The 25,459-nt window shown below is 69.1% G+C and carries 20 protein-coding genes and 7 pseudogenes; 10 read left to right on the top strand and 17 right to left on the bottom strand.

What is annotated here, in order from left to right:
* The first annotated feature begins 27 nt into the window (after nt 1-27).
* Both ACZOOI_RS29000 and ACZOOI_RS28995 read left to right on the top strand, forming a co-directional pair.
* Nucleotides 28-639, top strand: coding sequence for a TIGR03086 family metal-binding protein (locus ACZOOI_RS29000; protein ID WP_465278597.1), 612 nt, complete (start codon nt 28-30; stop codon nt 637-639).
* A 512-nt stretch (nt 640-1,151) separates the two neighbouring features.
* On the top strand, nt 1,152-1,676 hold the full coding sequence (locus tag ACZOOI_RS28995; protein ID WP_465278596.1) for an RICIN domain-containing protein: 525 nt from the start codon (nt 1,152-1,154) through the stop codon (nt 1,674-1,676).
* 258 nt (nt 1,677-1,934) lie between these two features.
* Here ACZOOI_RS28995 and ACZOOI_RS28990 read toward each other — a convergent pair.
* Nucleotides 1,935-2,143: pseudogene (locus ACZOOI_RS28990) on the bottom strand (sigma-70 family RNA polymerase sigma factor); the annotation flags it as partial.
* Between the two features lie 175 nt (nt 2,144-2,318).
* Between ACZOOI_RS28990 and ACZOOI_RS28985 the strand changes: the two are divergent.
* The 4 genes and pseudogenes from ACZOOI_RS28985 to ACZOOI_RS28970 all read left to right on the top strand — a co-directional run bounded on the left by ACZOOI_RS28985 (nt 2,319) and on the right by ACZOOI_RS28970 (nt 4,863).
* Nucleotides 2,319-2,720: an Imm7 family immunity protein gene (locus ACZOOI_RS28985; RefSeq protein ID WP_465278595.1), complete on the top strand. Its 402-nt coding sequence runs from the start codon at nt 2,319-2,321 to the stop codon at nt 2,718-2,720.
* A gap of 248 nt (nt 2,721-2,968) precedes the next feature.
* Nucleotides 2,969-3,313, top strand: a complete 345-nt coding sequence (locus ACZOOI_RS28980; RefSeq protein WP_465278594.1) for a hypothetical protein — start codon at nt 2,969-2,971, stop codon at nt 3,311-3,313.
* A gap of 253 nt (nt 3,314-3,566) precedes the next feature.
* A pseudogene (locus tag ACZOOI_RS28975) lies at nt 3,567-3,767 on the top strand (response regulator transcription factor); the annotation flags it as partial.
* Nucleotides 3,760-4,863, top strand: a complete 1,104-nt coding sequence (locus ACZOOI_RS28970; protein ID WP_465278593.1) for a sensor histidine kinase — start codon at nt 3,760-3,762, stop codon at nt 4,861-4,863. The pseudogene ACZOOI_RS28975 and the gene ACZOOI_RS28970, both read left to right, overlap by 8 nt.
* 255 nt (nt 4,864-5,118) lie before the next feature.
* On the opposite strand, the gene ctaD is transcribed toward ACZOOI_RS28970, so the two are convergent.
* From ctaD to ACZOOI_RS28935, 7 genes and pseudogenes are all read right to left on the bottom strand, one after another.
* Nucleotides 5,119-6,840 carry an aa3-type cytochrome oxidase subunit I gene (gene ctaD, locus ACZOOI_RS28965; protein ID WP_465278592.1) on the bottom strand — a complete coding sequence of 574 codons (1,722 nt, stop codon included), beginning with the start codon at nt 6,838-6,840 and terminating at the stop codon, nt 5,119-5,121.
* Between the two features lie 75 nt (nt 6,841-6,915).
* A complete protein-coding gene (locus ACZOOI_RS28960) occupies nt 6,916-7,221 on the bottom strand; it encodes a hypothetical protein (protein ID WP_465278591.1) in 306 nt (101 codons plus the stop codon).
* A gap of 238 nt (nt 7,222-7,459) precedes the next feature.
* Nucleotides 7,460-8,639: pseudogene (locus tag ACZOOI_RS28955) on the bottom strand (alanine racemase).
* On the bottom strand, nt 8,636-8,794 hold the full coding sequence (locus ACZOOI_RS28950) for a hypothetical protein (RefSeq protein ID WP_465281309.1): 159 nt from the start codon (nt 8,792-8,794) through the stop codon (nt 8,636-8,638). The pseudogene ACZOOI_RS28955 and the gene ACZOOI_RS28950 overlap by 4 nt, the downstream one beginning before the upstream one ends.
* Before the next feature lie 73 nt (nt 8,795-8,867).
* Nucleotides 8,868-9,194: pseudogene (locus ACZOOI_RS28945) on the bottom strand (hypothetical protein); the annotation flags it as partial.
* 131 nt (nt 9,195-9,325) lie between these two features.
* Nucleotides 9,326-9,715, bottom strand: a pseudogene (locus ACZOOI_RS28940) (hypothetical protein); the annotation flags it as partial.
* Nucleotides 9,712-10,300 (bottom strand): annotated as a pseudogene (locus ACZOOI_RS28935) (helix-turn-helix transcriptional regulator). The pseudogenes ACZOOI_RS28940 and ACZOOI_RS28935, both read right to left, overlap by 4 nt.
* 136 nt (nt 10,301-10,436) lie before the next feature.
* On the opposite strand from ACZOOI_RS28935, the gene ACZOOI_RS28930 reads away from it, so the two are divergent.
* Nucleotides 10,437-11,882, top strand: a complete 1,446-nt coding sequence (locus ACZOOI_RS28930) for an ATP-binding protein (RefSeq protein WP_465278590.1) — start codon at nt 10,437-10,439, stop codon at nt 11,880-11,882.
* Between the two features lie 440 nt (nt 11,883-12,322).
* Here the strand turns inward: ACZOOI_RS28930 and ACZOOI_RS28925 are convergent, their stop codons facing one another.
* Nucleotides 12,323-12,595 (bottom strand): hypothetical protein, encoded by a 273-nt coding sequence (locus ACZOOI_RS28925; RefSeq protein WP_465278589.1) that lies wholly within the window; start codon nt 12,593-12,595, stop codon nt 12,323-12,325.
* 79 nt (nt 12,596-12,674) lie between these two features.
* A complete protein-coding gene (locus ACZOOI_RS28920; protein ID WP_465278588.1) occupies nt 12,675-12,968 on the bottom strand; it encodes a hypothetical protein in 294 nt (97 codons plus the stop codon).
* A gap of 1,863 nt (nt 12,969-14,831) precedes the next feature.
* Here ACZOOI_RS28920 and ACZOOI_RS28915 point away from each other — a divergent pair.
* A complete protein-coding gene (locus ACZOOI_RS28915; protein WP_465278587.1) occupies nt 14,832-14,987 on the top strand; it encodes a hypothetical protein in 156 nt (51 codons plus the stop codon).
* A gap of 118 nt (nt 14,988-15,105) precedes the next feature.
* On the opposite strand, the gene ACZOOI_RS28910 is transcribed toward ACZOOI_RS28915, so the two are convergent.
* The 4 genes and pseudogenes from ACZOOI_RS28910 to ACZOOI_RS28895 form a co-directional block, all read right to left on the bottom strand.
* Nucleotides 15,106-17,268 carry a hypothetical protein gene (locus ACZOOI_RS28910; RefSeq protein WP_465278586.1) on the bottom strand — a complete coding sequence of 721 codons (2,163 nt, stop codon included), beginning with the start codon at nt 17,266-17,268 and terminating at the stop codon, nt 15,106-15,108.
* Nucleotides 17,269-17,574: 306 nt separating this feature from the next.
* Nucleotides 17,575-18,257, bottom strand: a pseudogene (locus ACZOOI_RS28905) (response regulator transcription factor).
* Nucleotides 18,254-18,739 carry a sensor histidine kinase gene (locus ACZOOI_RS28900; protein WP_465278585.1) on the bottom strand — a complete coding sequence of 162 codons (486 nt, stop codon included), beginning with the start codon at nt 18,737-18,739 and terminating at the stop codon, nt 18,254-18,256. The pseudogene ACZOOI_RS28905 and the gene ACZOOI_RS28900 overlap by 4 nt, the downstream one beginning before the upstream one ends.
* Before the next feature lie 63 nt (nt 18,740-18,802).
* On the bottom strand, nt 18,803-19,216 hold the full coding sequence (locus ACZOOI_RS28895; protein ID WP_465278584.1) for a histidine kinase: 414 nt from the start codon (nt 19,214-19,216) through the stop codon (nt 18,803-18,805).
* A 535-nt stretch (nt 19,217-19,751) separates the two neighbouring features.
* Between ACZOOI_RS28895 and ACZOOI_RS28890 the strand changes: the two genes are divergently transcribed.
* Together ACZOOI_RS28890 and ACZOOI_RS28885 are read left to right on the top strand one after the other, a co-directional pair.
* A complete protein-coding gene (locus ACZOOI_RS28890) occupies nt 19,752-21,341 on the top strand; it encodes an alkaline phosphatase D family protein (protein WP_465278583.1) in 1,590 nt (529 codons plus the stop codon).
* Nucleotides 21,342-21,847: 506 nt separating this feature from the next.
* Complete coding sequence (locus ACZOOI_RS28885) at nt 21,848-22,348, top strand: cupin domain-containing protein (protein ID WP_465278582.1); 501 nt, start codon at nt 21,848-21,850, stop codon at nt 22,346-22,348.
* An 88-nt stretch (nt 22,349-22,436) separates the two neighbouring features.
* On the opposite strand, the gene ACZOOI_RS28880 is transcribed toward ACZOOI_RS28885, so the two are convergent.
* The 3 genes from ACZOOI_RS28880 to ACZOOI_RS28870 form a co-directional block, all read right to left on the bottom strand.
* The gene (locus ACZOOI_RS28880) at nt 22,437-23,222 is read right to left on the bottom strand and encodes a DUF4190 domain-containing protein (RefSeq protein ID WP_465278581.1); all 786 of its coding nucleotides are present in this window, start codon (nt 23,220-23,222) and stop codon (nt 22,437-22,439) included.
* 362 nt (nt 23,223-23,584) lie between these two features.
* Nucleotides 23,585-24,226, bottom strand: coding sequence for a DUF6461 domain-containing protein (locus ACZOOI_RS28875; RefSeq protein ID WP_465278580.1), 642 nt, complete (start codon nt 24,224-24,226; stop codon nt 23,585-23,587).
* A gap of 319 nt (nt 24,227-24,545) precedes the next feature.
* On the bottom strand, nt 24,546-25,040 hold the full coding sequence (locus tag ACZOOI_RS28870; RefSeq protein ID WP_465278579.1) for a DUF3592 domain-containing protein: 495 nt from the start codon (nt 25,038-25,040) through the stop codon (nt 24,546-24,548).
* Nucleotides 25,041-25,459: the final 419 nt, after the last annotated feature.

Here is a 25,459-nt window from a genome sequence, read left to right as displayed (position 1 = left end):
GTCACCTTCGCGACCATGCTGGGACACGTGCTCAACTCAAGCGAGGGACTCATCGACCGATTCGTCCTGGCCGGCCGAGAATTCGAGCGACGCCTGCGGATGGTGCGGCCGGAACAGTGGACGTGGCCCACCCCCTGCAGTGAGTGGGATGTACGGCAACTGGTCAACCACATGACCCGGGGTAACGTCGGCTACGTTCAACTCCTTCACGGCGGTACCGGCGCGGACTTCATTCGCCTCCGCGACGAGGACGCGTCGGGTACGGATCCGGCCGCCGCGTACATCCGATCGGTGCGCGAATGCGCAGCCGCGTTCGCATTGCCCGGTGCGTTGGAGCGCGTCCTCGACTATCCACTGGGCCGGGTGAACGGGCAGCAGGCGATCGCCGTGCGAACCACGGACAGCGTGATCCACACGTGGGACCTGGCCCGGGCGATCGACGTCGACGACGCCCTGGATGCGGGGTTGGTCGGGTGGATCGGCTCCCATCTCGACGAGATCTACGCAGGCCTGGCGGAGACTCCCGTCGCCGCCGAAACGACGCATCGCTTCTTCGCGGCACCGGACGGGGAACCCGCCCACGACACATCGCCACAGGACCGGCTGTTGCACCGCATGGGCCGAAACCCCCAGCTGTGAAGCCCGGGGCGTCCACGGCCCAGCAGCACCCTCATCTCTCCTTCACCCGCCAAGGGCACGGAACGGGGTGAATGACACGGGTTGCGTCGGCGGGCAGGTCGCCGGTCTCAGGCGTGTTTCGCCGGTGAGGCGCAGGGCCCGGCCCACGTGGCGGCGTTCCTCGACGCCGAGGGGGCGGGAAGCGGAGTCGCGTCCGCTGCGAACGCGAGGTGATGCGCGCGTACGTGCTCGACGGTTCCCGCGGGGAGAAGGCAACGGTCGTTGCCGCCGTGCTGGAAGCCGGCGGCTTGTTCGCTGCGCCCACGACGCCCAACGTGCCGTCATTCAGGGGTACGTGCGATGGGCGCGACGGGTCGGCGGCGTTGTGTCGCGTGATCCGGACAGCGCCCCGTAGCGTCGCCGCCTAGGCTGCGATGGACCAACTCGCGGAGCACACCACACCTTCACAGGTCCGCTCACGCGTGCGTGAGCGGCTTTGGCGCGCCCTGAATCCGACAGTAGAGGAACCACTTATGGGGTTGGGCAGACGTTCACTCGGCATACTCGCCGCGGCAGCAGGCCTGCTCATGACGGCGGGCACCTCCACCGCCGGGGCCGCCCCGCCTCTGGTGGACTTCGATCGTGTCGTCAACACGAACAGCCGCCTGTGCCTGGAAGTCGAGAACTCCTCCACCGCCAATGGTGCTCGTGTCCAGCAATGGTCGTGCAGTTCCCGGCGCGGCGACGACTGGTACCCGGTGCGGCAGACCAACGGCCTCTACAAGATCGTGAACAAGAACAGCGGCAAGTGCCTGGAAGTCCAGAACTCCAACGGCTACAACGGCGCTCGTGTCCAGCAGTGGAGCTGCGTGGGCCAGCAAGGCGCACTGTGGGCGTTCTTCTGGCAGTCCGGCACCCAGTCGTCGGAGATCGTCAGCTGGACCAGCAACCGGTGCCTGGAGATCGAGAACTCCTCCAGGTCCAACGGCGCCCGCGCCCAGCTCTGGGATTGTGTCGGACAGCCCGGCATACGCTGGACGTTGCCGTACGACGTGTAAGCGCGTGACCCGCCGCGACCGGCCGGCCTCGTCCCGTCGGGACGAGGCCGGCCGGTGTCATGTCGCCACGGTGGACAGGGGCGTGGCGGTGACATCGACGCGGGCGTTGGACCGACGTCGAACCACGAAGGCCCCGACATCGGCCAAGGCACCACCGGCGATCAGGGCTGCTCCCGCCGCCGACCAGACATCGTCGCCGGCGACGGCCCAAAGCCCGTGTCCACTCCGCCGAAGGGCCTGCGAGTTGTGCATCGCGAGGCGGCGGCCGCAGGTCTCCAAGGCGGTCAGACACACGTTCGTCGCGATCCGGTAGAGCCAGGTACGCAGTGAACTGCGACTCTCGTCGTACCGCTCCCGCGCCCGCCACGCCCGCAGGTACGTGTCCTGGACCAAGTCTTCGGCGTCGTGAACCGAACGAGCATCCGGTAGCAGTACGCCGGCAACTCCGAACGAAACGGTTCGACCAGAGCATCGAAACCCTCAGCCTCGACCGTCACGCCCACACCCCTCTGCCTCTGTCACGAGCACGATAACTCGCGAGGCGATCAGACGCGGGGCGTAAGGGCGAGCATGGTTCGAACTGCCACGAGCCCTCGTCCTGGCCCGGCCGCCGTCACAACGAGGACTTGTAGGGTCCGAAAGATGTTCGAGTATCACGGGTGGATCAACGTTCAGCCCAGTGCGGGCGCCGAGGATGCGGACCACGGCGACGATCGTCTTCGAAGCGTCGCCGAGGGCATCCAGGAACGCATCCGGGAGATCGACAGTCCCTACCTGCTGGATCTGCGCTGGATGAATGGAGAGGTATTCATCCACCTCGGCGGCTTCCCGAACCATCGTGACGCAGAGATCCTGGCGTTCTTCGCCGAGGTCGGCGATCGGGCGCCAGGGTCCTATGGCCTTTTGCATGTGCGCGACGACGAGGACCCCGGTCACGAAAACGAGGTTCGCGTGATCAGGATGGTCCGTGGGCAACTGACCGAGTACCCGGACTCGCTGCTGTCGCCGTGCATCCCGGTGCTTGAAGATCCCTTCGAAGGTTAGATCCGTCAGGAGACGTCTGGACGAGCGGCGCGCGGCATCACGAAATGCGCGCCACGGCCGAATTCCAAGAGCGTCGTCACGCGCAAGGCCAAGGTTGGTACCGCTGCAGCCCGGTGAAAGAGGGCTCACGCCCCGGCGGGGTGCTCCCGCCCGAGGTCGTGACAACATGTGCGGCATGACGACAAACCGAAAGGCCCACGCCGCGTAGACGGCCGGGGCACATCCCAGCCGGCAAGTCCCGCCACAGCGTGCAGGAGACGACGTCGGCCATCGACGGACTGTCTGCGCGCACGTTGTCGGAGATCTTCCGGCTGGAGCGCACCCGCAACTACCTGGAGCCGGGAGACGTCGGCTCGGCCGTGCGGCTGTGGAAGGACTACGTCCACCGCCCCCAGCGCGAACTGTGGCATGACTACGAGTGCGGCAACGTGCACTGGTACTGCTGCGGCAATCCTCTCGAAGCCCGTGCGCTCCTCGACACCGTGACACCGGCTCTGTCACCTCGCGGTGCCCGCGAACTCCGCCGCATCATCGACAAGTTTGACGCCGTCTGGAATCGCCGGTCTCCGCCCTACGAGATCGGCGAAGGTTGAACGACAAGCCGAGCGCCTTGTGCGCCGCGGTGGTGCAGGCGCGGATGGCGACAGTACCGGCGTCGGCGCGCCGCGCCGGGGCGTGGCAGGGGTTTGGCAGGGGTGTGCCGGTTTGCATACGTCGGCGATACGCCGTCCTGTTTAGGGTTTGGGGATGTGCGTGCTGATCGTGGAGGACGAGCTCTTGCCGGCCGAAGCCGTCCGTGACGACCTCCGGCCGGCAGCGATCGCCGCCGAAGGCGGTGTCATCGGTGGCGGCGTCATCAGTGGCGAGGAGCCCCCGAAGCAGGCCCGGGACACCAAGGCCGCCCCCTTCACCGACGCCGTCCGCATCGCCGTCACCGCCCTGCGCGAACGACTCGGCGAACCTTGGCTGATTGCCACGGTGTCCGGCGTCGGCCACCGAATCGATACCGGCATGGACACCACCCACCCTGGCGGTACTCATGTATAGACGCCCAAGGCTCAGCGCCCGACTGAAACTCACCCTCAGCTACGCCGGCTTCCTACTCGTCGCCGGCGTGCTTCTGCTGGCCGTGGTCTGGGTGTTCATGCTGCGCTGGGTACGAGACGACGACGCCCCGAGCCTCCAGAAGAGGTTCGGGGGCGTGATCATCGTCGGACCCGGTCGCTCCGACCTCCTGCGCGGCTTCGTCCCCGCCGCGGCCACGGCACTGGCCTGCCTACTCGTGTTCGGCCTCCTGGGAGGATGGATCCTCGCCGGCCGAATGCTCGCACCCCTCACCCGGATCGCATCCGCGGCACGAATGGCCGCGAACGGATCACTGTCCCACCGGATCCGTCTGCAAGGCCCCCGAGACGAATTCCGCGAACTCGCCGACGTGTTCGACATCATGCTCGAACAACTGGAATCCCACGTCGCCGAACAGCAAAGGTTCGCCGCGAACGCCTCCCACGAACTGCGCACCCCGCTGGCAATCTCCCGGACGCTCCTCGACGCCGCCCGCAACGACCCCACGCCGGACCAGGGCAAAGTCATCGAACGCCTCCACACCGTCAACACGCGGGCGATCGACCTCACCGAGGCGCTCCTGCTGCTCAGCCGCGCCGACCACGGGAGCTTCACCCGCGAGCCCGTCGACCTCTCCCTCATCGTCGAAGAAGCCGCCGAAACGCTGCTTCCGCTCGCCGAAAAGCGCCGGATCACGCTCGACGTCACCGGCGAGACAACACAGACCGTCGGCTCCGCGGCGCTGCTCCTGCGGATGGTGACGAACCTCGTCCAGAACGCCATCGTCCACAACCTCCCCACCGGCGGCACCGTCGCGATCCACACCGAATCGCAGCACGGCGCGAGCGTGTTGCGGGTCGAGAACACGGGCCATCCGCTCCCGTCGGAACTGGTACCGGCCCTCACCGAACCCTTTCAACGCGGAACAGGGCGCGTACGCGCCGACGAGCAGGCCGGCGTCGGCCTCGGGCTGGCCATCGTGCACAGCGTCGTCCGAGCACACGACGGGACCCTCGACCTCACACCGCGCCCGACCGGCGGTCTCCTCGTCACGATCCGACTTCCCCGGGGACGGTAGGACGTTTGGCTTTGGCGTTTGGCTTTGGCGTTCGGCCCCGGCGTTCGGCCCCGGCCCGCGTCCGGTGCCGAAGCGCCACACGAACTCCTCCACACCACGAAGCCGTCGGCGCCCGAGCAGACGGCCGGCGGTTCGTGGACGCGCAACTCCTCGTCCGCCGTCCGCCGTCCGCCGTCCGTCGTGCGTCGTCCGTCGCGTCGTGCGTCGTGCGTCGTGCGGCGAGCTGTCGTCGGTCGGGCTGAGCGCTCGTTGCTGTTACTTCCCCATCTTGTCGGGGTTGACGTCCAGGACGCCCTCGGTGCCGCGTTGGGTCTCGTAGTCCAGGACGGCAATCTCGGGGTAGTGCAGGTCGAAGGCCGGTGATTCGGAACGGATCCGGGGCAACCTGGTGAAGTTGTGGCGAGGCGGCGGGCAGGTGGTCGCCCACTCCAGTGAGCGTCCGTAGCCCCAGGGGTCGTCCACGACCACCTCGCGTCCGAACCTGTGCGTCTTCCAGACGTTGTAGAGGAAGGGCAGGGTGGACAGGCCGAGCAGGAACGCGCCGAGGCTGGAGATCGTGTGCAGCGTCGTGAACCCGTCGGAGTCGAGGTAGTCCGCGTACCGGCGAGGCATGCCCTCGGCGCCGAGCCAGTGTTGGACGAGGAAGGTGGTGTGGAAACCGACGAACAGCGTCCAGAAGTGGATCTTCCCGAGTCGCTCGTCGAGCATTTTGCCGGTGAACTTGGGCCACCAGAAGTGGAATCCGGCGAACATGGCGAACACGACGGTGCCGAAGACCACGTAGTGGAAGTGGGCCACGACGAAGTAGCTGTCGGTTACGTGGAAGTCGAGGGGTGGCGAGGCGAGGATGACGCCGGTGAGGCCGCCGAACAGGAAGGTGACCAGGAAGCCGATCGACCACAGCATGGGTGTCTCGAACGACAGGGACCCGTGCCACATGGTGCCGATCCAGTTGAAGAACTTCACACCCGTGGGGACGGCGATGAGGAACGTCATGAAGGAGAAGAACGGGAGCATTACGGCGCCGGTGGGGAACATGTGGTGGGCCCAGACGGTGACCGACAGGCCCGCGATGGCGATGGTGGCGGCGATCAGGCCCTTGTAGCCGAAGACGGGGTTGCGGGAGAAGACCGGGAGGATCTCGGTGACGATGCCGAAGAACGGCAGCGCGATGATGTAGACCTCGGGATGACCGAAGAACCAGAACAGGTGTTGCCACAACAGGGCGCCGCCGTTGGCCGGGTCGAAGACGTGGGTGCCGAACTTGCGGTCTGCCTCCAACGCGAACAGGGCCGCCGCCAGAACCGGGAAGGCCATGATCACCAGGACCGAGGTCAACAGCACGTTCCAGCAGAAGATCGGCAGCCGGAACATCGTCAGCCCGGGCGCACGCATGCACACGATCGTGGTGATGAAGTTGACCGCGCCCACGATGGTGCCGAACCCGGACATGGCCAGTCCCATGATCCACATGTCGCCGCCGATGGAGGGCGAGCGCACCACTCCGCTGAGCGGGGTGTATGCGAACCAGCCGAAGTCGGCCGCTCCCTGCGGCGTGAGGAAACCGGCGACCGCGATCAGCGACCCGAAGAGGTAGAGCCAGTACGCGAGCATGTTCAGGCGCGGGAACGCCACATCGGGCGCGCCGATCTGGAGCGGCATGATCCAGTTCGTGAACCCGGCGAACAGGGGCGTGGCGAACATCAGCAGCATGATCGCGCCGTGCATCGTGAACGACTGGTTGAACTGCTCGTTCGACAGCAACTGCGTTCCCGGGCGCGCCAACTCCGCCCGGATCGCCAGCGCGAGCACGCCGCCGAACAGGAAAAACAGGAACGAGGTCGTCAGGTACAGGGTGCCGATGGTCTTGTGATCGGTGGTGGTCAGCCACTTCACCACGATCGCGCCGCGACGAGAAGAGCGCGGAACCACGGTGCGGGGCCCGGAAGGCGACACCGGTGCCTGGACGTCGGTCATGCACGCTCCACAGGAGAGTCGGAAGGAAGGAGCCGCGTCGAGACGGTCGACCGGCGCGCCAGAGGGGGATGTCGATCACGGGCGACGGCGATGACTGCGTACGATCCACGCCGTCATAAGCAGTGCTCCCAGTGCGGCGAGCGACGCGATCGGAGCGAAAACCACCGGGTGCGCCAACCTCGTCACCGCCACCACGCCACATGCCAACGACACCGGAATCAGGATCGCGGCGCCCGCGATCACCCGCAGCCGGCTTTCCGACAGCGGAGCGGTGAAGGCCCGCGGCGATCGACGCGACACCGCGTCGAGTCGCAACTCGGCCTCGATGGCGGACCACGCCCGCCGCTCGTCCTCACTCAGGATCCGTGCGTCCACAGCCATCCCCTCACGGCACCGCGACAACACGTCGCGGCGAACGCGCACCCCGTTCCCCTGCCCCACCGATCCATGCACCACCAGGCGACTTTCAGCCGAACGGCTCCCCCGCCGACATGCCGTGGGCCATCGGACACGGTCCGGCCGCCGAGCGGGGGCGCTGGTCCCTTCGTTTCTCTTTGTTTCTCTTCGGGTCTCTTCATGTCTCATCGCTTCTCTTCGTGTCTCGTCGTTGACCGGTTGGTCACCAACCGGAGACGCGTTCCCAGAAGGTCTGGATCGCCGGGGCCGTGTTCGTGGTCGGTGTGCCGTCGACCACGTGGTAACCGCGGTGCCGGCGGCGGTGGCGCAGGCGTGGTTGGGCAGGATGCGCGCAGGCGAGTACCGACGGGCAGGTCTGGGCAGGTGGGCGCCGTCGCGGGCGGTGAGGGTGCCGTGTTCCTGGCTTGCGGCCGTCATGAGCAGGCCCGGAACGAGGTTGCCAATCAGGTCGGTGAACCAAGGCCGTAGCCCTGGTCCTGCGACTGGACGGCGGTGCCGCGGTCGCGGGACATGGCCATCCAGCCGCCGTCGGTGACGATCCACCCGCGTTCGCGGCGGTGGCCGATGACGGTGACCACGACCGACAGGGCGAGATCCTCGATGCGGCAGATGCCGATGCCGGCCATCACCAGGTCGAAGAAGACATGGTTTCCCGCGCGCAGTTCGCTGACTCCGTCGAGGTCCTCGGCTGCGTGGGCCGCGGGGGTGGAGCCGACACTGACGGTGGCCACGGACAGGCCGGCCGCGCGCAGCCGCTCGGCCGCGGCGACGGCGGTGTCGCGTTCGTTCTCGGCCGCCAGGCGCCGTTCCTCGGCGGTGTAGACGAAGTAGGACTCGCCCGCGTGGGTCAGCACACCGTCCCGACATCCCGCGTCGTGCAGGATGCGGCCGATCTCGGGAAGCGCGGGGTCGTCGGGCTTGAGTCCGCCTCGGTGACCGTTGCAGTCGATCTCGACCTGGGTGGGGACGGGGAGGCCGGCCCGGCGGGAGGCTTCGACGACGAATGCCGCCTATTCGATGCTGTCCGGCAGGATCCGCAGGGTCACACCGCGGCGCAGCAGGGCGAGGACGCGCGTGAGCTTGTGCGGGTCGATACCGACGGCGTAGGTGATGTCGAGGTAGCCGCCGTCGGCGAACGCCTCCGCCTCGGCCAGGGTGGAGACGGTGACCGGGCCGGGTATGTCGTGGATCAGGCCTGCGACGTCGAGATTCTTGGCGGTCTTCACATGGGGGCACAGGGCGACCCCGAGCCGGTCGTCCCTGGCTGCCAGTCGTTCGATGTTGCGCCGGGCCTTATGGAAGTCGACGACGGCGAACGGGGTTGTCGGGTCGGCCAGGGTGTGGGTGGCCTGCGGGCCGGCGACCCTTGCGGGGCCGTTCACAGGGAGATGTCCAACTTCTTCAGAAGGGCCAAGCCCAGGTACAGGTCCTGCACTCCGAGGCCGGAGCTGTCGAAGACCGTGATGTCGTTGTCGTCGTTGTCGTCGGTGCGTCCCGGGGCGCGGCCGGTGAGGACCTCGCCGAGCGGGGTGAGCACTGTGCGCAGGGGCGTGTTGGCTTTCGCCCATGCGGTGGGCCTGCTCGGGCAGGTCACAGAAGACGCGGGCGCTCCTGAACAGTTCGGGTGGGAGTTCGCGTTTGCCGAGGGCGTCCGCGCCCATGCAGGAGATGTGCGTACCGGGGCGGACCCAGGCGGCCTCGAACAGCGGCGGGGCGTCGGTGGTGGCGGTGGTGGCGGTAGTGGCGGTGGTGGTGGCGGTGACGGTGGTGGTGGCGGTGACGATCACACCGGCCCGGGAGCAGGCTTCCTCGGCGTCGACGCGCCGGGCGTGGTGTCCCTTTGCGGCCAATGCCGCGGCCGTCTGCTCGGCGCGCTCGGCAGTGCGTCCGACGACCAGGACCTCGGCGATGGGCCGCGTGCGGCTGCCGGCCTCCACCTCGTAGACCGCCTGGTGGCCGGTGCCGAAGACCGCCAGGGTGGTGGCGTCGGCACAGGGGCAGGCAGGTCGACGGCGAGAGCGTCGGCAGCGGCGGTCCGGTAGACGTTCGCCGTGCCGACTTCCAGGACGACCGCGATCCTGCCGTTGGTCTGGTCGAAAAGCAGCAGGGTGGAGTGGTGGCGCGGCAGCCCGTGTTCCGCGTTGTCCGGCCAGTAGGTGCCGATCTTCAGCCCGGCGTGCGTCGCGGATGCGGATGGCTTGAGGGGTGAACCGGTTGCGCGGGTCGGACCCGTGCACGGCGAGACTGGGAAAGGACGCGCCGTCCACCGTCGCGGCGAAGGCGGCGCGGGCCGCTTCCCTGGCCAGGTCCTCGTCCACGAGTTCGGCGGTCTGCTCTTCGGTGATGTGCAGCGGGCAACGCGCAACCGGTGGCCGGCCGGAGGAGGAGGCCGGCACGGGGCTGGTGGTCGAACTTGGCGGCGGTCACGAGGGGCCTTTGACTTGGTGTGGTTCTTCACTTGGTGTAGTTGTAGACGGTTGCCCGGGACACGCCGAGCAGGTCCGCGATGGTCTGCGCGGCATCGCGCAAGTCGAAGTGGCCGTCTTGGTGCAACTGCCGCATGAGTGCCTTCTTGCTCTCCCTGCTCAGCGACCGAGGGGTCGCCGCGCGCTCCGCGGCCGGTTCCTCCACCGCCCGGCGCAGCTCGCGGGCGTTGCGGTCCCGGAGGGACCCAGGGGCTGGTCGCGGTGCTCGGTGTCCGTGCCCACCAGGTTCGACAGCGCGAGTGTCACCGGTGACAGCACCGACACGTCCAGATTCAGGCAGAGGGCGGCGACGTACTCGCCGGCGGCGTTCTTGATCCCGATGGACGTGCTCTTGACCGGGCGGCCGTCGGGGAACCGGTTGGGGTAGTTCTGGATGACGCTGGGTAGCCCGGGTCCTCGATGCGGGCCAGGCCCAGCTCCGTCGCCGAGTCCCCGACCCGGCGACCGGAGAGGTTGTTCTCGATCGCCCGGATCGCATGCTGCGGATCCCGCAGATCATGCGGAACCACTTCACACAGACCCGGAAACGTCCGGCCCAGGCGGCACGCCAAATCTATGGACCTGGACGCGACGCCCGGGTGCGAGTGTCGGGCTTCGAACGCCCGATCTGCTCCCGTATTAGGTAGGATGACTCTACGTAGATACCAACTTGGTAGATTGTTGCTACCGAGTATCCAGGTTCCGGGGAATCGCATGTCATTCGTTGGTCGCCGCCTCGAGCTGGCGTTGTTGTCCAAGCGTCTCGAGCGGGTCGCAACCACCGGTGCCGGGGCCGCGCTCGCGCTGCGCGGTCGGCGGCAGGTCGGCAAGTCGCGCCTGGTCCAGGAGTTCTGCGACGCGGCCGGGGCGCCGTACGTGTTCTTCACCGCCACCAAGGGCGCTTCGCCGGTCGAGGCGGTTGCGGACTTCCTGACCGAGCTGGCGGAATCGTCGCTGCCGGGAGACCCCGAGCTGGTCCCGTCGGGTGGCGCGGGCAGTTGGCCCGATGCCTTCCGATCCTTGGCCGCCGTCCTACCCGATCGGCCCACCATCGTGGTGATCGACGAACTCCCCTGGCTGGCGGAGCAGGACGACCTCTTCGACGGAGCGTTGCAGACCGCCTGGGACCGCCTGTTGTCCAAGCGCCCGGTGCTACTGCTGCTCCTGGGCAGCGATCTCCACATGATGGAGCGGCTGACCGCGTACGACCGGCCGTTCTACGGCCGCGCGGACAACCTGGTTCTCGGCCCGCTCAACCCGGCCGAGACCGCGGATGCACTCGGGCTCGAAGCCGCCGACGCCATCGACGCGCACCTGGTCTGCGGCGGCCTGCCCGGCATCCTGCGCGCCTGGCCCCACGGCACCCCCGCGCTCGCGTTCCTCCGGGCCGAGTGCGCGGACCCGGCCTCCCCGATCTTCGGCGTCCCGGAGTCCTCGCTACTGGCCGAATTCCCCGCCCCGGACCAGACACGGCGCGTACTGGAGGCCGTCGGCGGCGGCGACCGCACCCACGCGAACATCGCGGCAACCGCCGGCGGCAGGAGCGGCGCCATCCCATCCGGCTCGCTGTCCCCCGTACTGCGCCGCCTCGTCGAGGAGAAACGCGTCCTCGCCACGGACGAACCGATCTCCACCCAACCGGGCAAACCCGCGCTCTACCGGGTCCATGACAGCAACCTGCGGCTGTACCTCGCCGTTCTGCGCGGAGCGCAGGAGCAGGTGCGACGCGGCCGGCCGGAAGCCGCGTACCGGCTGGTCGAGCGCCGCTGGGCCGCATGGCGTGGCCGTGCCGTCGAACCACTGGTGCGCGAGGCGCTCGAACTCGCCGCCGGCGACGGCCGGTTGCCGTGGGACGACATCGAAGCGGTCGGCGGCTGGTGGAACCGCCGCTTCGATCCCGAGGTTGACATCGTGGGCGCGGACCGCGCACCCGTCGCCCGTCACATCCGTCTGGTCGGCTCCATCAAGTGGCTGTCGAGCCCGTTCGACCGCCACGACATGGCCGACCTCGCCGCAGCCGCTCCGCAGGTCCCCGGCTTCACCCTCGGCTCGACCGCCCTGGCCGTGGTCTCCCTCTCTGGAATCGCCTCCGATGTCCCGACCGAACCGATCGACCTCCGCTGGGGCCCCGCCGACCTCATCACGGCCTGGCGTCGATGAGCGAATGAGCCCTCGAACTTCGAAGCCACGCACCGACCCCGGCCGCACCTGAGCCCAGCTCTCACACCGCGTCCCAGCGGCCGCGGGCAAAACGCCGTCCCGACTCTCCTCGACCTCGGGCCCAACCCCACTCCGCCCGTGTAGACGGCCGGCTCACCCCCACCTGCGTGGGGACTTCATCACCCACCAGGTGTTCCGTCTGTGAAGCCCGGTTCACCCCCACCTGCGTGGGGACTTCCGCCAGAGGTCACTGCTCTGGTTGGTGAGCAGCGGTTCACCCCCACCTGCGTGGGGACTTCCACCAGAGCGCGGGGGTTTCCGACTTCTGCGGCGGTTCACCCCCACCTGCGTGGGGACTTCCCTTGCTGACCTGCGGCTTCCTGGAGTCGTTATCAATCCGTGATCGAATATCGGAGTAATCAGGCAATGGCTTGCCTGATTCAGCTTCTTCGCTTGGCGGTTCGTGCGCATGCCCCCTCGAAGGGCCTGGCCAGGCCGGAACTCGGGATCGTCGATGGTAGCCCCGATCCCGCGGCCCGGGGGTCGGCGCTTCTGCAGCGGGCTTCCAGGAGGGAACGGAGAAGGTGGATAGTGTCGTCCTCCATATCGCACCCGAGATCGTCGAGCAGGCGGTTGAGGCGGGCGGCGTACGCTTCGAGTTCGTCGATGTCGCCGGAGAGGTAGGCGGTACGGAACATCAGACGGTAGAGCATCTCGGACTCGGGGCAGACCTCGACGCCCTTGCTCAGGGCGAGCTTCGCGCTGCGAACGTACCCGTCGCGCAGGCGCAGTTCACCGCGCGGCCACGTCGACGATCGACGACGTCATGTCCTGGTGCAGGTACTCCGCCCAGATGTAGCGGCGGGGGTGGTGCCGCCGAACGAGCGTCCGCACGCCAGGAAACAGGGCAGTGGTCAGGTCGGGGCCGCCCAGCGGGCCCAGCCGCATGCCCTTGCGTGCCAAGCGCTGGAAGCGGGTCCAGTCACAGGTCACGTCCGAGGCGAAGCGGTAGCCGGCGTCGCCCATCATCAGCAGGTATGGCTCTCCATCGGGGTCGCCGCCCAGCCAACGGCGGAGCTTGCTCATCGCGGTGTGACGGTTGGTCGCGGAACCGCTGTCGGGCCAGATCGCGGCGTCAAATGGCCCCATCCCCGGCGTGAAATGCCCGGCGGTACGCCTCTTTTCCAAGCCGGTGGCCATGCCCGCGGGAAGCACGGGGCATGGGCGTCAAGCATCGGGAATATCCGGCTTCGCCGCGCTGAGCATGTTGCCGGGAATCACGACAAGCCGTTCGCCGACCCGAGCGGCGCACCTGCCGGCAGACGCGAACCGTAGGCATCGGTCGGATCCCGGCCGATGACGGCCCATGTCGTCGTTGCTGACCTGCCAAGTGTCCGGACACTGCTCCCCGCCCTGAGAGTTCCCCAGTTCCCCCGCCGACTTCCCAAGTGCTTGACGGACAGGGCCGACGGATCGGTTTCCCAGATACGGGCCACGATTTGCCACCCCGGGTTTCCGTTGTCACGGAACGTTGTGGTCACAATGACGCGTGCGCCGGAATGAATGCAGTATGTAAATGCGCTGGCCCCGGGCCTGATCGCACTGGGGAAATCGAATCGACGCCCCCGAGCGCACATAGAGGCCCGAAACAGGACCGCTTCGGCCAGTCAGGACAAGCTGGCCGACAACGCGGAGCTCCGGATACTGGGTTGAAGCACTCCCGACATCGCTGAAGTCCCAAGACAGGCAAGGCCACGCACCAGCCCGACCGGAATCCATGAGTCCCACCTCGTCGATCGAACGGGCCGCAGTGAGACTCCGCAATGATGCCGATGCTCCGTCCGCGGATCGTTACTTCATCACATACCCACGACAATGTGCGCCGCTGACCCGGACGAAGCTCCGTCCGTCGAGCCGTCCGCACGCAGCGAGGTGAGCGTGTGACCGATCTTGACAGCCGAACGCCAGCCGCCCTATGGGCGTACACGCGCCCGGAGTCACCGGACGCACCACCGCTCGCATCGATGCGAGCACCGCCTTTGACGCGAGTTCGTAGTCACGGTGCGCCGACCCAGCGGGAAGCGATAGGAGCGTGCCGAGCCTGGAAGCCAGGAGCGTCCCGACGATACGGGTCCGACTTGCAGCAAGCATCGCCCTTGTTCCACATCGCCAGCTCGCGCTCCGCCGGAACGGGCATGCACAGGTGTCCCCCATGGCGGAACAGGGCGCGGAATGTCGTCATCGGTGCGGTTCTGCCGGTCGTGAGATAGCCCTGGCCAGGCTCGTATGCTTACTCCTGCGATTGTGATGGGTCTGGGCGGACCGCCCTCCGGGATGTTGTCGGAAGCACCTCTTCGGACTCCGACTCGGCGCAAACCGGCTGGACGCATCCATCCGACCATCGCATGATCGGGACACCCATGCGACAACTTCCGGAGACAGTTGCCAGCCCCCAAGGCGAATTCAGGAAGAAGTCTTGCCGCAATAACCGGATTTGGATCACGAATCGGCAAAGCCCTCGAGAACCCGCAGGTCAGCGAGGGAAGTCCCCACGCAGGTGGGGGTGAGCCGCGTTGGAGAAATTCCCCCCAGGGGACGCGTTCGTGTTCCGATGCCAGTGCCGGTACCGGTGGCCTCGGTGTGAGTGGTGGGTGGTGGCTCCCAGCCTCCGCGCCGGGTGCCGTGGGTGCCGTAGGTGCCGTGGGTGGCCAGCGGCCGTACGCGCCGAGTTCGAGACCGGACAGCTTCGGCAGTTCGACGAGTTCGGCAGTGTGCTCGAAGGAGGCGGCGACACAGTGGGTGGTGACGCGGGTCCCGACGGCCCGGCAATCGCGGCCGGTGTCGGCCAGGGAGCTGGGGCGCCCGGGGTGCGGGCACGGCGTGGGAAAGGGGCTGGGGGACCGTGTTCGCGGCGGCGGTCCGGTATGGGGGCGGGAAGGACACCTGGAGGTGCCTCGGGCTCATGTCGAGATCGTGGCCGCGGTCGGGTCGGGTGAGGTGGTCTTGGTGCGACCGGGCAAATGGGTCGACAACCAACGCACGCGGCGGGATTCGCTGGGCGAAGAACGGGAGCGGCTGCTCACCGAACTCGGCATGCGTTGGTGAGAGGTCGATCGCGGGTGGGTGTGAGGCTTCGGGGCCGGAGGGCCGCAGGGCCAGAGGGCCGCAGGGCCGCAGGGCGGGGGTTCACGTGCCGCAGGCCGAGGCCGGTCGGTGGCGGCGTTCAGTCGGTGGGAAGGTTCGTGATCGCCTTCACCGTGTCGATCAACTCGGGGAGGGTGCCGGGGAAGTCGGGGAGAAGCCGGGCAACGACGGCCCACGCATCCGTAGTTGCGGGAACGAGGTCGGCGGGGACCGGGTGGCCGGTGCGCAGGACCGCCTCCGCCGGGCAGCCGAGGGCGAACAGGTCGGTGAGGGTGAGGGCGTCCGACTTCACACAGTCCTCGAGGAGGGCGGCGGACACCTGGTCTCCGGGCAACAGAGCGAGGGCCGAGCGCGCGTGTTCCGGCGAGCGGTGGGCGAGCCACCTCGCGGTCCGCGTCGGATCGGCCCGCAGCAGGGCCAGCGAAACATCGTCGGGACAGTGCGGGCGGGTGCAGAGGTCGCGCAGCGCGGCGCCGCTGAAGGGGCGGCCGTCGGCGAGGGCCTCGCGAATCCAGTCCCATTCCAGAAAATCGTCCAACGCGTCGGCGTTCAGCCCGACTCCTTCCACACACTCGTGGCGGCGTGCCTCGGTGATCCGGGCGTCCAGGAAGGTTGCCGGATCGGCTGCCCGAAGTGCGTCGGAGACCGTCAGGGAGACGGGTACGTTCTGGATCTGGCCGTTGGCGATGACGTCCCGGAGGATGTCGACGCGCCCGGAGCGCACCAGGGTAGCGGCGGCGGTGAGTTGCTCGCTGTCCCGCAGACGGTCGTGCACGTCGAGCACCGCCTCGGCCAGGACGCTCGCGTCGTTGGTGTAAGGGGTGAGGTGTTTCGTCTCGATGTTCTTGTTCAGGCCCGAGATGAGGTGGGACGTGAGTCTCCGGGTCGTTCGCAGTGTCTTCCGGCGCCCCGGCCCGAACGGCACACCGGCCACGACCCGTCGGGCGATCTCTCCCGGAACACTGCTGTGGATGAGGACCGCTGCGTTCAGCTCGGGGTCGTCACGGCTCAGGAGCGGTAGGTAGACCTCCGGGCGGCTCTTCGCCTCTCCGGCGATTCGCAGCAACTCCCTTTCGTCGGTGATCTCGTCGACGACTGCCTCGACGACGTGCCCGGGAGCCCAGCCTGCGGCGGTGACAGGGTAGATGACGTCGGCGAGCCCCGGTGCGGAGACGATCGCCCGGGCCTTCTTCGGCCCGGCAAGCCCGAGCAGGTACGGGAACGAGGCGTGGTCTTCGTGGAGTTCCGTGGTTCCCATCACGGGTTCCTGCGCCGCTTCGAGAAGTGCGCCGACCGTGCCGGTGAATCCGGGCAGCAGTGCGAACAGGCTCACCCAGCGTGCCGGGTTCTCGCCGAGGTGCTCGTGGAGCAGCGTCCGCAATGCCTCCCCGGCACCCGAGTTCCGAGGGAGCGCCACGATCAGTTCCAGGATGCGGGGAGCCCCTTGCGCGTGGTGCAGCAGATCCGCTGCGTCGATCAGCCCCGCTCGCAGCGCGGTCACCGCCGTGTCGACCATCGCCGTTGTCGGTTGCTGAGAGAAGTGACCGAGTGCCTTCTGCTGCCTGCAGTCCAAGAACGCGAGTGCCGCCTCCTTCGGGCACACGCCCGACTCGACAACGGCCCGGCAGGCGGTGTCCGCCATGGGGTGTCGGTGGTGGAGTTCGACGAGTTCGCGCCAGTCCGCCACCGACCAGTCCTCCGGGCGGAAGAGCGCTACCCGGCCGCGCAGGTGGCGAATGCGTGCGTGCGGCGTCTGCGCCATCCATGCGTACAACTCGGCGGGTCGGCCCTCCGGCCGCCTCTTCTTCGGCCCGCCGATGGTGTGGCCGGCATGTGCGGCCACCTCGGGGTCACTCGCGCGCAGCGCCGGAGCGAGCAGCCTCCGTGACCGGGTCGTGAGCAGCAACTCCCGTACGGTGCCGGGTAGGTCATCGGCTTCGCACACGGTGCGGCGATCGGCGGCGGTGAACTCCGGATGCACATAGACCGCGACGGCAACCCGAGGTTCCGCCCGTTCCAGCAGGCGGCGCAGCACCTCCCGGCCGACCCGGGGATTCTCGGCGAGGACGAGCCGGTCCTCGGCGCTTCCCGTCTCCAGGGCCCATGCGACGACGTCGGCCGAGGGCCGGAGCCGCAGGAGGTCTCGCCGGATGTCCGCGGGCAGCCTCGCCAATACCTCGGCGAGCTCTGCGGGTGCGACGGAGTCCAGGAGCGTGGCGAAAGCGGTTGTCGCAAGGGTCATCCGTTACCTCCGGCCGTCATGGCCTGTGCCTGTGCGGTGGTGCAGAGTTCGGGCAGTATGCCGGGACGTCGGCGAGCGGCGAGCGGCGAGCGGCGACGACGGAACCGACCGGCCTGCCAAGGAAAGCGGAGATTCCCTGATCGGTCGCCTGATTTCCCGCACGACATCCTCATCCGGGCCGCCGGACCGCCAAGCCACCGGGCTACCAGGCCGCCAGGCCACCGAGCCACCAAGCCGCGGTCGATGCCGGCGGCGCGGTCCTGCTGAAGTCTCGTCGTCGACGCGTGGGCGCTTCGCCCGCTGTCGTCAGAGGTTGGGGGGTTCGGGGCGTACGAGGCCGTTTTGGTAGGCGATGACGACGAGTTGGGCGCGGTCGCGGGCGCCGAGCTTGGTCATGGCGCGTTGGATGTGGGTGCGGACCGTCAGGACGCTCAGGACGAGTTCCCGGGCGATCTGGTCGTTGGATTTGCCGTGGGCCGCCAGGACGGTGACTTCCTGTTCGCGGGGTGTGAGGTCGGCGAGGCGTTCGGCGGGGGCAAGGGGTGGTCCGGAGGCGGGGGTGGTGATGGAAGCGGGTGATCAGGGCTTGGGTGGCCCCTGGTGACAGCAGGGCTTTCGCCTGCGGCGACCGTGCGGATTCCGTCCGGTAGCGCGCCCGTGGTGACGTATTTGCCCAGGAAGCCGCCGGTGCCGACGCGGAGTGCCTGGGCGACGTATTCCTCGGTCTCGAACATGGTCAGGATGAGCACGCGGGTGCCGGTGAGGTCGGGGTCCTCGCAGATGGCGGCGGTGGCGGCAAGTCCGTCGGTGTCGGGCACGCGGATGTCCATGAGCACGACGTCGGGCCGGTGGGCGCGGGCGAGTTCGACGGCTTGATGGCCGTCGGCGGCTTCGTCGACGACCTCCATATCGTCGCAGGAGTCGATCAGGAGCCGGAAGGTGCCGCGCAAGAGGGCCTGGTCGTCGGCGAGCAGGACGCGGATGGTCAACGGGTGTCCTCGTGGCGTTGTCCGGCCGGGGCGTCCGCCGGGGTGTGGGGCTGGAGCGGGAGGGCGGCGGCGACTTCGAAGCCGCCTTCGGGTCGGGGGCCGGCGCGCAGGTCACCGCCGACGGAGTGGGCACGTTCGCGCATGCCCATCAGTCCGTATCCGCCGCTGGGCATCGGCGGGGTGGCCCCGCCGTTCGCCGTGCCGTCGTTGGTGACGGTGACGAGCAGGCGTGAGCCGTCGTACCGGAGCCGGACTCGGGCCGCGTGGTCGGGCGCGTGTTTCGTGGCGTTGGTCAGGGCTTCCTGGATGATCCGGTAGGCGGTCAGGTCCACCCCCGGGGACACGGGACGAGCCTCGCCTTCGGTGCTGACGGTGACCGTCAGGCCGGCCGATGCGCAGCCCGCGACGAGTGTCGGCAGCCGATCCAGGCCCGGGGTGGGCTCCAGTGGGTCGGCGTCCGGGTCGGCGGTCCGGCGCAGCACGCCCACGGTGGCGCGTAGTTCCAGGAGCGCGGCGGTGGTGGTGCCGACCAGGTCGGCGAGGATTTACCGGGTCTGTTCGGGATGGATGTCGGCGAGGTGGGCGGCGGTGCCGGCCTGGGCGTGGGCAACGGCCATGCGGTGGGCGACTGCGTCGTGCAGTTCGCGGGCGATGCGCATGCGTTCCTCGGCGACCCGGAGCCGGGCTTCCTCCTCGCGGGTGCGTTCGGCGTTCGCGGCGCGGGCCTTGACGGATTCGAGGAAGGCGCGCCGGAAGCGGCTTCTGCCGCCCAAGGACACCGGCAGCATCAGCCACAGGACCGTGCCCACGGTCCGGAGCATGAAGTCGTCGCCGAGCGGCCCGCCTGCCGGCGAGGTGGCCACCAGCACGGCCAGGGTCGCCGAGCCGGAGATGCCGGTGGTCCGCGAGTCGGTGAGCGCGGCAAGCCAGTACAGGGCGGCCATGACGGGAGCCGCCATGCCAGAACGACCCAGCCGCGCCGCCGAAAGGCGCCGTGACCGAGCCGATACAGAAAAGTCGCCACGTCAGGGTCTTCATATTCCGGAAGCGATGTCCGCTCAAGGCTCGCCCGGCAATACCCGTCCCGTCGTCATGCCGCTACGGACGCTACGACCTACCAAAAGCGCACGACCACCTACTGAAATCGCCGTAGGCGCGCCCACGGAGCACCCGCCCGGACGGGCCCGACACCATCACGCCGGGCACTGCCATGCGGCCTCACCCACCTGCCGAAACCCTCGCCGGGGGTACGCCGGAGCCGCCGGGATCACCGGCCACGTTTGCGTGGTGTGCCCGCGCCGCAATCGCCCGGACGGTGCCGCAAGTGTGGTTCGCGGGTGTATCCGCGTACTCCGTCGGGTGGCGACCGTCTCGTTGTGACCTTTCGATAATCCGGGCTCCGCTCCTGCCTCTTCCCAAGTTAACGCAGGTGTTTTAATCTCGGTCGCCGCGCCCCGGTACCGCCCGGCCGTGCCACACCTTTTGGAGGAACGCATGACGGGAAATCCCCTGCACCGCCGCGACTTCGTTCGCATCACGGCCGCCGCCTCCGGCGTGGCGGCGGCCGGTGTCGCCGCGGCCCCCGGCGCTCAGGCGGCCGAGGCCGATGCCCCCGAGGCGGCCGGCGTCACGCGGGGGTCGTTCCTGCACGGCGTCGCGTCCGGCGACCCCCTGCCCGACGGGGTCGTCATCTGGACCCGCGTCACCCCCGCCCCGGACTGCCACCCGGGTTCGCGGCGCGGCCCGGCCGGCCTCGTGTTCTGGGAGGTCGCCCTCGATCGCGACTTCCGGCACCCGGTGCGCGCCGGTCGGGTCCGCACCGGCCCCGACCGCGACCACACCGTCCACGTCGACGTGCGCGGCCTGCGCCCCGCCACCACCTACCACTTTCGCTTCCGCACCGCCCACGACCGCTCACCGGTGGGGCGCACCAGGACCGCGCCGGCCGCCCGGCAGCACGTCCCGGGCCTGCGTTGCGGCATCGCATCGTGCGTCAGCTACGCCAACGGCCACTTCGCCGGCTACCGGCACCTCGCACGGCGCGGCGATCTCGACGCGGTGATCCATCTCGGGGACTACATCTACGAGTTCGCGACCAAACCGGGATCCGTCCGGGCGATGGAACCGCCCACCGCGTGCCGCACGTTGGCCGACTACCGGGCCCGACACGGCCGTTACCGCACCGATCCGGACCTGCAGGCGATGCACGCCGCGGTACCGATCATCGCCACGTGGGACGACCACGAGGTGTGCAACGGGTGGTGGTCCGGCGGGGCGGACGAGCACGATCCGGCCTCCGACGGAAGTTGGGTGGACCGCGTCGCGGCGGCGAAACAGGCGTACTTCGAATGGCTGCCCGTACGCCGGGCCGTGCCCGGCTCCACCCAGCGTCGCCTTTCCTTCGGCAACCTCGTCGACCTGACCATGCTCGACCTGCGCAGTTTCCGCTCCCGCCAGGTCGCGCCGACCGACACCGCCGGCCTCGACGACCGAGCGCGTACCCTCACCGGCCGTAACCAGATGGGCTGGCTCAAGGACGGCCTCGCGCGCGGCACCGCCACCTGGAACCTGATCGGCAGCTCCGTCATGGCCGCGCCGTGGCTGCTGCCCGGCGCCCGGCCCGGGGCGCCCGCGACCGTCAACCCCGACCAGTGGGACGGCTACCGGGCCGAGCAGAGCGAGTTGTTCACCCACCTGCGCGACCACGACAAACGCAACACCGTCTTCCTGACCGGAGACCTGCACTCCTCATGGGCCGGCGAGGTCCCGGCGCCCGGCGGAGGGGCGCCGGTCGCATCGCAGTTCGTGATGACGTCGGTCACCTCGACGCCCTTCGGCACGCTCTACCCCGGCGGCGCGGGCGCGCAGATCGTCGCCGCGATCCTCAAGCTGAACCCGCACCTGCAATGGGGCGAATCCGAAGCCAACGGCTGCGGTGTGCTGGACGTGACCGCCGCGCGCGTGCAGATGGACTGGTACAAGGTCGCCGACCGCACCAGGCCGGACAGCACGGTCACCCACCTGAAGTCGTTCGCCGTCGACGGAGCGACGAAGCGGCTGGTGCCCGCGACCACGCCGGTCTGACGGCGCCCGTCGCCCGGGACTCCCGTACTCGCGGGAGTCCCGGGCGTGGGCGTCGGGCGGGACTCCCGTACTCGCGGGGGTCCCGAGCGTGAGCGTCGGGCGGGGCGCAGGTGTCACGAACTCGGTGTGGGTGTCGGGTGGGGCGCAGGTGTCACGAACTTCCTGGGGTCGTCGTCCGCGGTGGGATATCTCCCGACATCGTCGCCCGCGTCCGGGCATTCGTCCGCGCGGCCGAGGACGCCTGTGACGAAACCGCCACCTGAGCGCACACCTGCGGGCCGGGACCGCCCGGGCTCCATGTCGTGTCCATGTGATTTCCAAGAGTGTGGGACGAGTCTTCTCGCAAGGACACCGCAGTACTCGGGAGGACAACACGGTGCGTACGCTGCGGCTGCCGTTTACGAACGCTGCGGCTGCCGCTGGGAACGTGTTCCTTCGCCCGTGGTTCGAACGCCCCGTACACCCGCCGACCCGAACCTGTCGGCGCGCACCGAGGAGAATTCGCCATGTCGCTCATCGTTCCCGGCTTCGACGACTCCGTCCTGGTCCGCTCCACCGACGCGGAGGTGATCGGTCGCGTCCCGACCACCGTGCGCCTCCTGGCGGACAGCAGTTCCACCGGCGGCGCGCTGTCCACCCAGCGCGTCACCCTCGCCGATGGTGCGAACGGCGCCACGCCGCACCGGCATTCGCGGTCCGCCGAACTGTTCTACCTGCTCGACGGGACGGCGCAGCTCCTGTCCGGTGACCGAGTGGTCACCGCCGAGAAGGGGGACGTGGTCATCGTGCCGCCGGGCCTCGACCACGCGTTCGCCGCCGCACCCGGGGAGGACGCGGACATCCTGATCGTGATCACCCCGGGCGTCGAACGCTTCGAGTATTTCCGGCACTTGGAGCGCATCGCCTATGGCAAGGTGCCGCCGGAGAGCCTCCTCGACGTCCAGGAGCTCTACGACACCCACTTCACCACCAGCGAGAACTGGAACCGGTCGCGGGGCCGGGGCTGAGACCGAACGGCGCGGTGGAGGGCCGGTGCCCCCGCGGGCCGGCGCGGAGGCAGCGCGGCTCGGTCCGTGGTCCGACACGAGGGAACGGCTACCGATTGGACACCGGCCGGCCGGAACAGACCGGGAACCGGACCGTCGCGGCCCCGACCGAGCCGACGCCACCGCGTGGAGCGGATGCATCGCTTCCGAGGGCCGCGTCTATCCGCGTTCGTCCGGGCGGGACAGGCGAACTCCGGTATCGGCCACGTAGCAGGCCACTTCCCGCCGGCCGGCGTCCCATCGGGCCCGGTCCGGGAGGAGATAGCGAACTCTCGCCGGTGACCGGTGTTCCGGACGAGGGCAGGAAGCCCGCGAGCAGGTTCGTGCAGCGGCGGGCGGCAACGGGGTCCAGGCCCGGGACACCGGGGTAGGGCGCCTGGGAGTCGATGGCGAAGACGGCGTAGACCTCCCCGATGTGGACGCGGGTACAGGGCACGACGCCGACGGCATCGAAGCCGGCCGGGCGGGCCGCGCCCTCGGTCACGAAGCAGTCGCCTTTGCGGATCGCGGCGCCGAACTCGGCGGGCTGCCGGGGCGAGTCGTCGTCCCGAGGGAGGTCGAAGACGAGAAGAACGACGAGCGCGACAAGCCACGCCCCGTTGATCACGATCGCAACCACGGCGGTCCACCTGCCGCGTTCGCCGCTGCGTCGGATGCGCTGCAGCCCGACCATCCCCAGGACCATGCCCACGGGGACGACCGGGCAGAAGAAGGCAGCCACCGGGGCGAGCGCGGCCAGGAGGTTGTAGGGCGGTTTCACCGCCCCGCCGCCGGTATTCGGTAAGGACGGCGGCGGTATCGGCGGCGTGGCCTCGTGGTGCGGCGTCCGGGTCATGTCGGTTCCTCCGATGGTGGGGACACGAAAACGCGTACTGTATCGACCCGCGCACCGAGAGGTACCAGCTGCCAGTCGCCCGGCCTCCACGGCAATCGGCGGGAACGTGAACGGCGACAGCCGCAGCGGCAGCGGCAGCGGCAGCGGCAACGCCAGGGCCGATCGCGGTCGGCTCCGGGCCGGCTCCCCGACGCGGTCTCGGAACGGCGGGCCGTCGACGAACTCCTCAACGCCCGCTCAGGGATCGGAGAACGCGGGGGTGGGCCCTGTCCGCGCCGAGGACGGTCGGCTCCTCGATCCGACGCCTCCGACAGCCGCGGCCAACCGGCAGCCGCCGCACTGGCGTACGAAACGTCGGACGGTCAGGACAGACGCAGGACCACGGTCGGCGCGGGCGGCGCGAGGATCTCGGGAGCCAGGCGCACACCGGTGACACTCTCGACCAAGGCCATCGTCATCGAGGACCCGCGTCCTACGTGCGCGGGCTCCTCGCCGGTGATCGGATCGTCGTCCCCGTCATGGTGGTCGTCGAAGTCGTAGTCGGGGTCGAGCCCGATCCGGCGCATGACCTCGACGAGCCGGTCGGGGTGATCGCCATGGCGCATGTCGGGCTCCAGCGCGTCGAAGAACGTCCACAGACGACCGTCGACGATGTGCCGGAACCTGTAGTGGGCCAGGACGTTGCGGTTGAACGCGACCACCTCCGTCCCGATCGACAGGCGACGCACGCACTCCCCTTCCGCGCCGAAGCCGCTCGGCTCGAACACCAGGGCCCATTCCGCCCCGACGCCGCGGACGCTCACCAGGTCCGGGCCCTCGACATGGCTCACACGCTCGTCACCGCTCATCGACCGCGCCGACGCCGGATCCGCCCCCAGACGCCGGAACACCTCGTCGACGGGCAGTTCCCTGACGAAGATCAAGCTCCCGTAGCAGAACGAACCGCCCATGCCGTCCAGCCACGCGTACATATCGTGGCCCGGCGGCCCATGGATGTCGGTCATGCCACGCGCATGCCGGAAGGCTCCGACACCGCCGGTCGCAAACGCGGCTTTGCCCGGCGCCCCCGCGTTGCCGCGCGCTCCATGGGGAGCCGCGACGGGGCGAGGGTCGGGCGCGGCCAGGCCCGGGGGGGGTGGCTGTCGCGCGACGCGTGGCGGGTCCGGTGGTCTCGGGCATCGACGTCACCGTGACGGCCCGCTCCCACCACACCCCAAATTCGGATCCTATGCCGCAGGGCCGATTCTGGGCTTGCCGATTCGGGGCTGGGGCGCCGAGGCCGGGTCGGCCCTGGGGCGGGATGGGGAGAGAGCTCGGCGGGCTTCACGGGCAGTCGTGGAATGTGCGGGCATCGGGGGTGAGAGGTGCGCAGAAGTCGTTGACCTGGTCGTCGACTTGGCCGGCGATGTAGGTGAGGCCGGCCAGCAGGATCACGTAGGTGAGGATAGCCATGAAAACGCGGCCGTAGGATGCCGCCGATTCGGCTTGGGCGCGGTGTGGCCGGCGCGGGGTGTAGACCAGCGGGACGGACGAGCCGGAGCGGTAGTGGCCATCGACCGTGCAGCGGTGCCGATAGCCGTTGTGGTCGGCGTAGTCGACGGTGGTCACGTGCACGTAGTAGACGTCGTCGCGGGTGCGGTCGGGGTCGGCGCTCGGCCGGGTGCGGCGCTCGAGGCGGGAGGAAACGGCGGTGCCGGTCGTACGGATCCCGGCCCTGCGCAGGTAGTTGACCCGCAGGGCGATCAGGATGATGACGAACGGGCCGATGATCATGACGAGTTCCCTCGCCACGAGGAAGGAATGCGAGTGCTCGCGCATGGTGTGTTTCCTTCGGTGTACACCGGTGTGAGCCGGTGAGCGGCCACCGGGAGTGGTCCGCTTGCCCGAGACGTGGTCGGGCGCGGCGAGATCTCTCCACTTTTCGAGGTCCGATTTCGTGAGTTTCGCCGCGACGGACGCTTTCCGGGACCTACGACCGGCCGCCGGCGGATAATCGGTCGCGCGAAGAGTGGAGAGATCTGTGCCCCTCGGGCCACGTTCCGTGTGACAGAGCCGCGTCGCCGTTGCGGAGGGTGTCATGACACAGACCCGACCGGACCCGCCCGGGGAGCTGCCCGGCGACCTGCCGTCGGATCGGGGGGCGTCGGATCGGGGGGCGTCGGATCGGGGGCCCTCGGATCGGGAGTCGTCGGACCTCCCGCACGGTCCCGACGGCCCGGTCGCGCCATCGGTCGATG

This window comes from Embleya sp. L77 (assembly GCF_055557415.1).
Note: the sequence above shows the minus strand (reverse complement) of the source record. Positions and strands in the feature narration are given on the sequence as shown.

Bases quoted from the DNA above. Each gene is read 5' to 3' on its own strand.
- ACZOOI_RS28995 (WP_465278596.1), top strand. From the start codon at position 1,152: ATGGGGTTGGGCAGACGTTCACTCGGCATACTCGCCGCGGCAGCAGGC.
- ACZOOI_RS28985 (WP_465278595.1), top strand. From the start codon at position 2,319: ATGTTCGAGTATCACGGGTGGATCAACGTTCAGCCCAGTGCGGGCGCC.
- ACZOOI_RS28970 (WP_465278593.1), top strand. From the start codon at position 3,760: ATGTATAGACGCCCAAGGCTCAGCGCCCGACTGAAACTCACCCTCAGC.
- ctaD (WP_465278592.1), bottom strand. From the start codon at position 6,840: ATGACCGACGTCCAGGCACCGGTGTCGCCTTCCGGGCCCCGCACCGTG.
- ACZOOI_RS28960 (WP_465278591.1), bottom strand. From the start codon at position 7,221: ATGGCTGTGGACGCACGGATCCTGAGTGAGGACGAGCGGCGGGCGTGG.
- ACZOOI_RS28930 (WP_465278590.1), top strand. From the start codon at position 10,437: ATGTCATTCGTTGGTCGCCGCCTCGAGCTGGCGTTGTTGTCCAAGCGT.
- ACZOOI_RS28925 (WP_465278589.1), bottom strand. From the start codon at position 12,595: ATGCTCTACCGTCTGATGTTCCGTACCGCCTACCTCTCCGGCGACATC.
- ACZOOI_RS28920 (WP_465278588.1), bottom strand. From the start codon at position 12,968: ATGAGCAAGCTCCGCCGTTGGCTGGGCGGCGACCCCGATGGAGAGCCA.
- ACZOOI_RS28910 (WP_465278586.1), bottom strand. From the start codon at position 17,268: ATGACCCTTGCGACAACCGCTTTCGCCACGCTCCTGGACTCCGTCGCA.
- ACZOOI_RS28895 (WP_465278584.1), bottom strand. From the start codon at position 19,216: ATGGCGGCTCCCGTCATGGCCGCCCTGTACTGGCTTGCCGCGCTCACC.
- ACZOOI_RS28890 (WP_465278583.1), top strand. From the start codon at position 19,752: ATGACGGGAAATCCCCTGCACCGCCGCGACTTCGTTCGCATCACGGCC.
- ACZOOI_RS28885 (WP_465278582.1), top strand. From the start codon at position 21,848: ATGTCGCTCATCGTTCCCGGCTTCGACGACTCCGTCCTGGTCCGCTCC.
- ACZOOI_RS28880 (WP_465278581.1), bottom strand. From the start codon at position 23,222: ATGACCCGGACGCCGCACCACGAGGCCACGCCGCCGATACCGCCGCCG.
- ACZOOI_RS28875 (WP_465278580.1), bottom strand. From the start codon at position 24,226: ATGACCGACATCCATGGGCCGCCGGGCCACGATATGTACGCGTGGCTG.
- ACZOOI_RS28870 (WP_465278579.1), bottom strand. From the start codon at position 25,040: ATGCGCGAGCACTCGCATTCCTTCCTCGTGGCGAGGGAACTCGTCATG.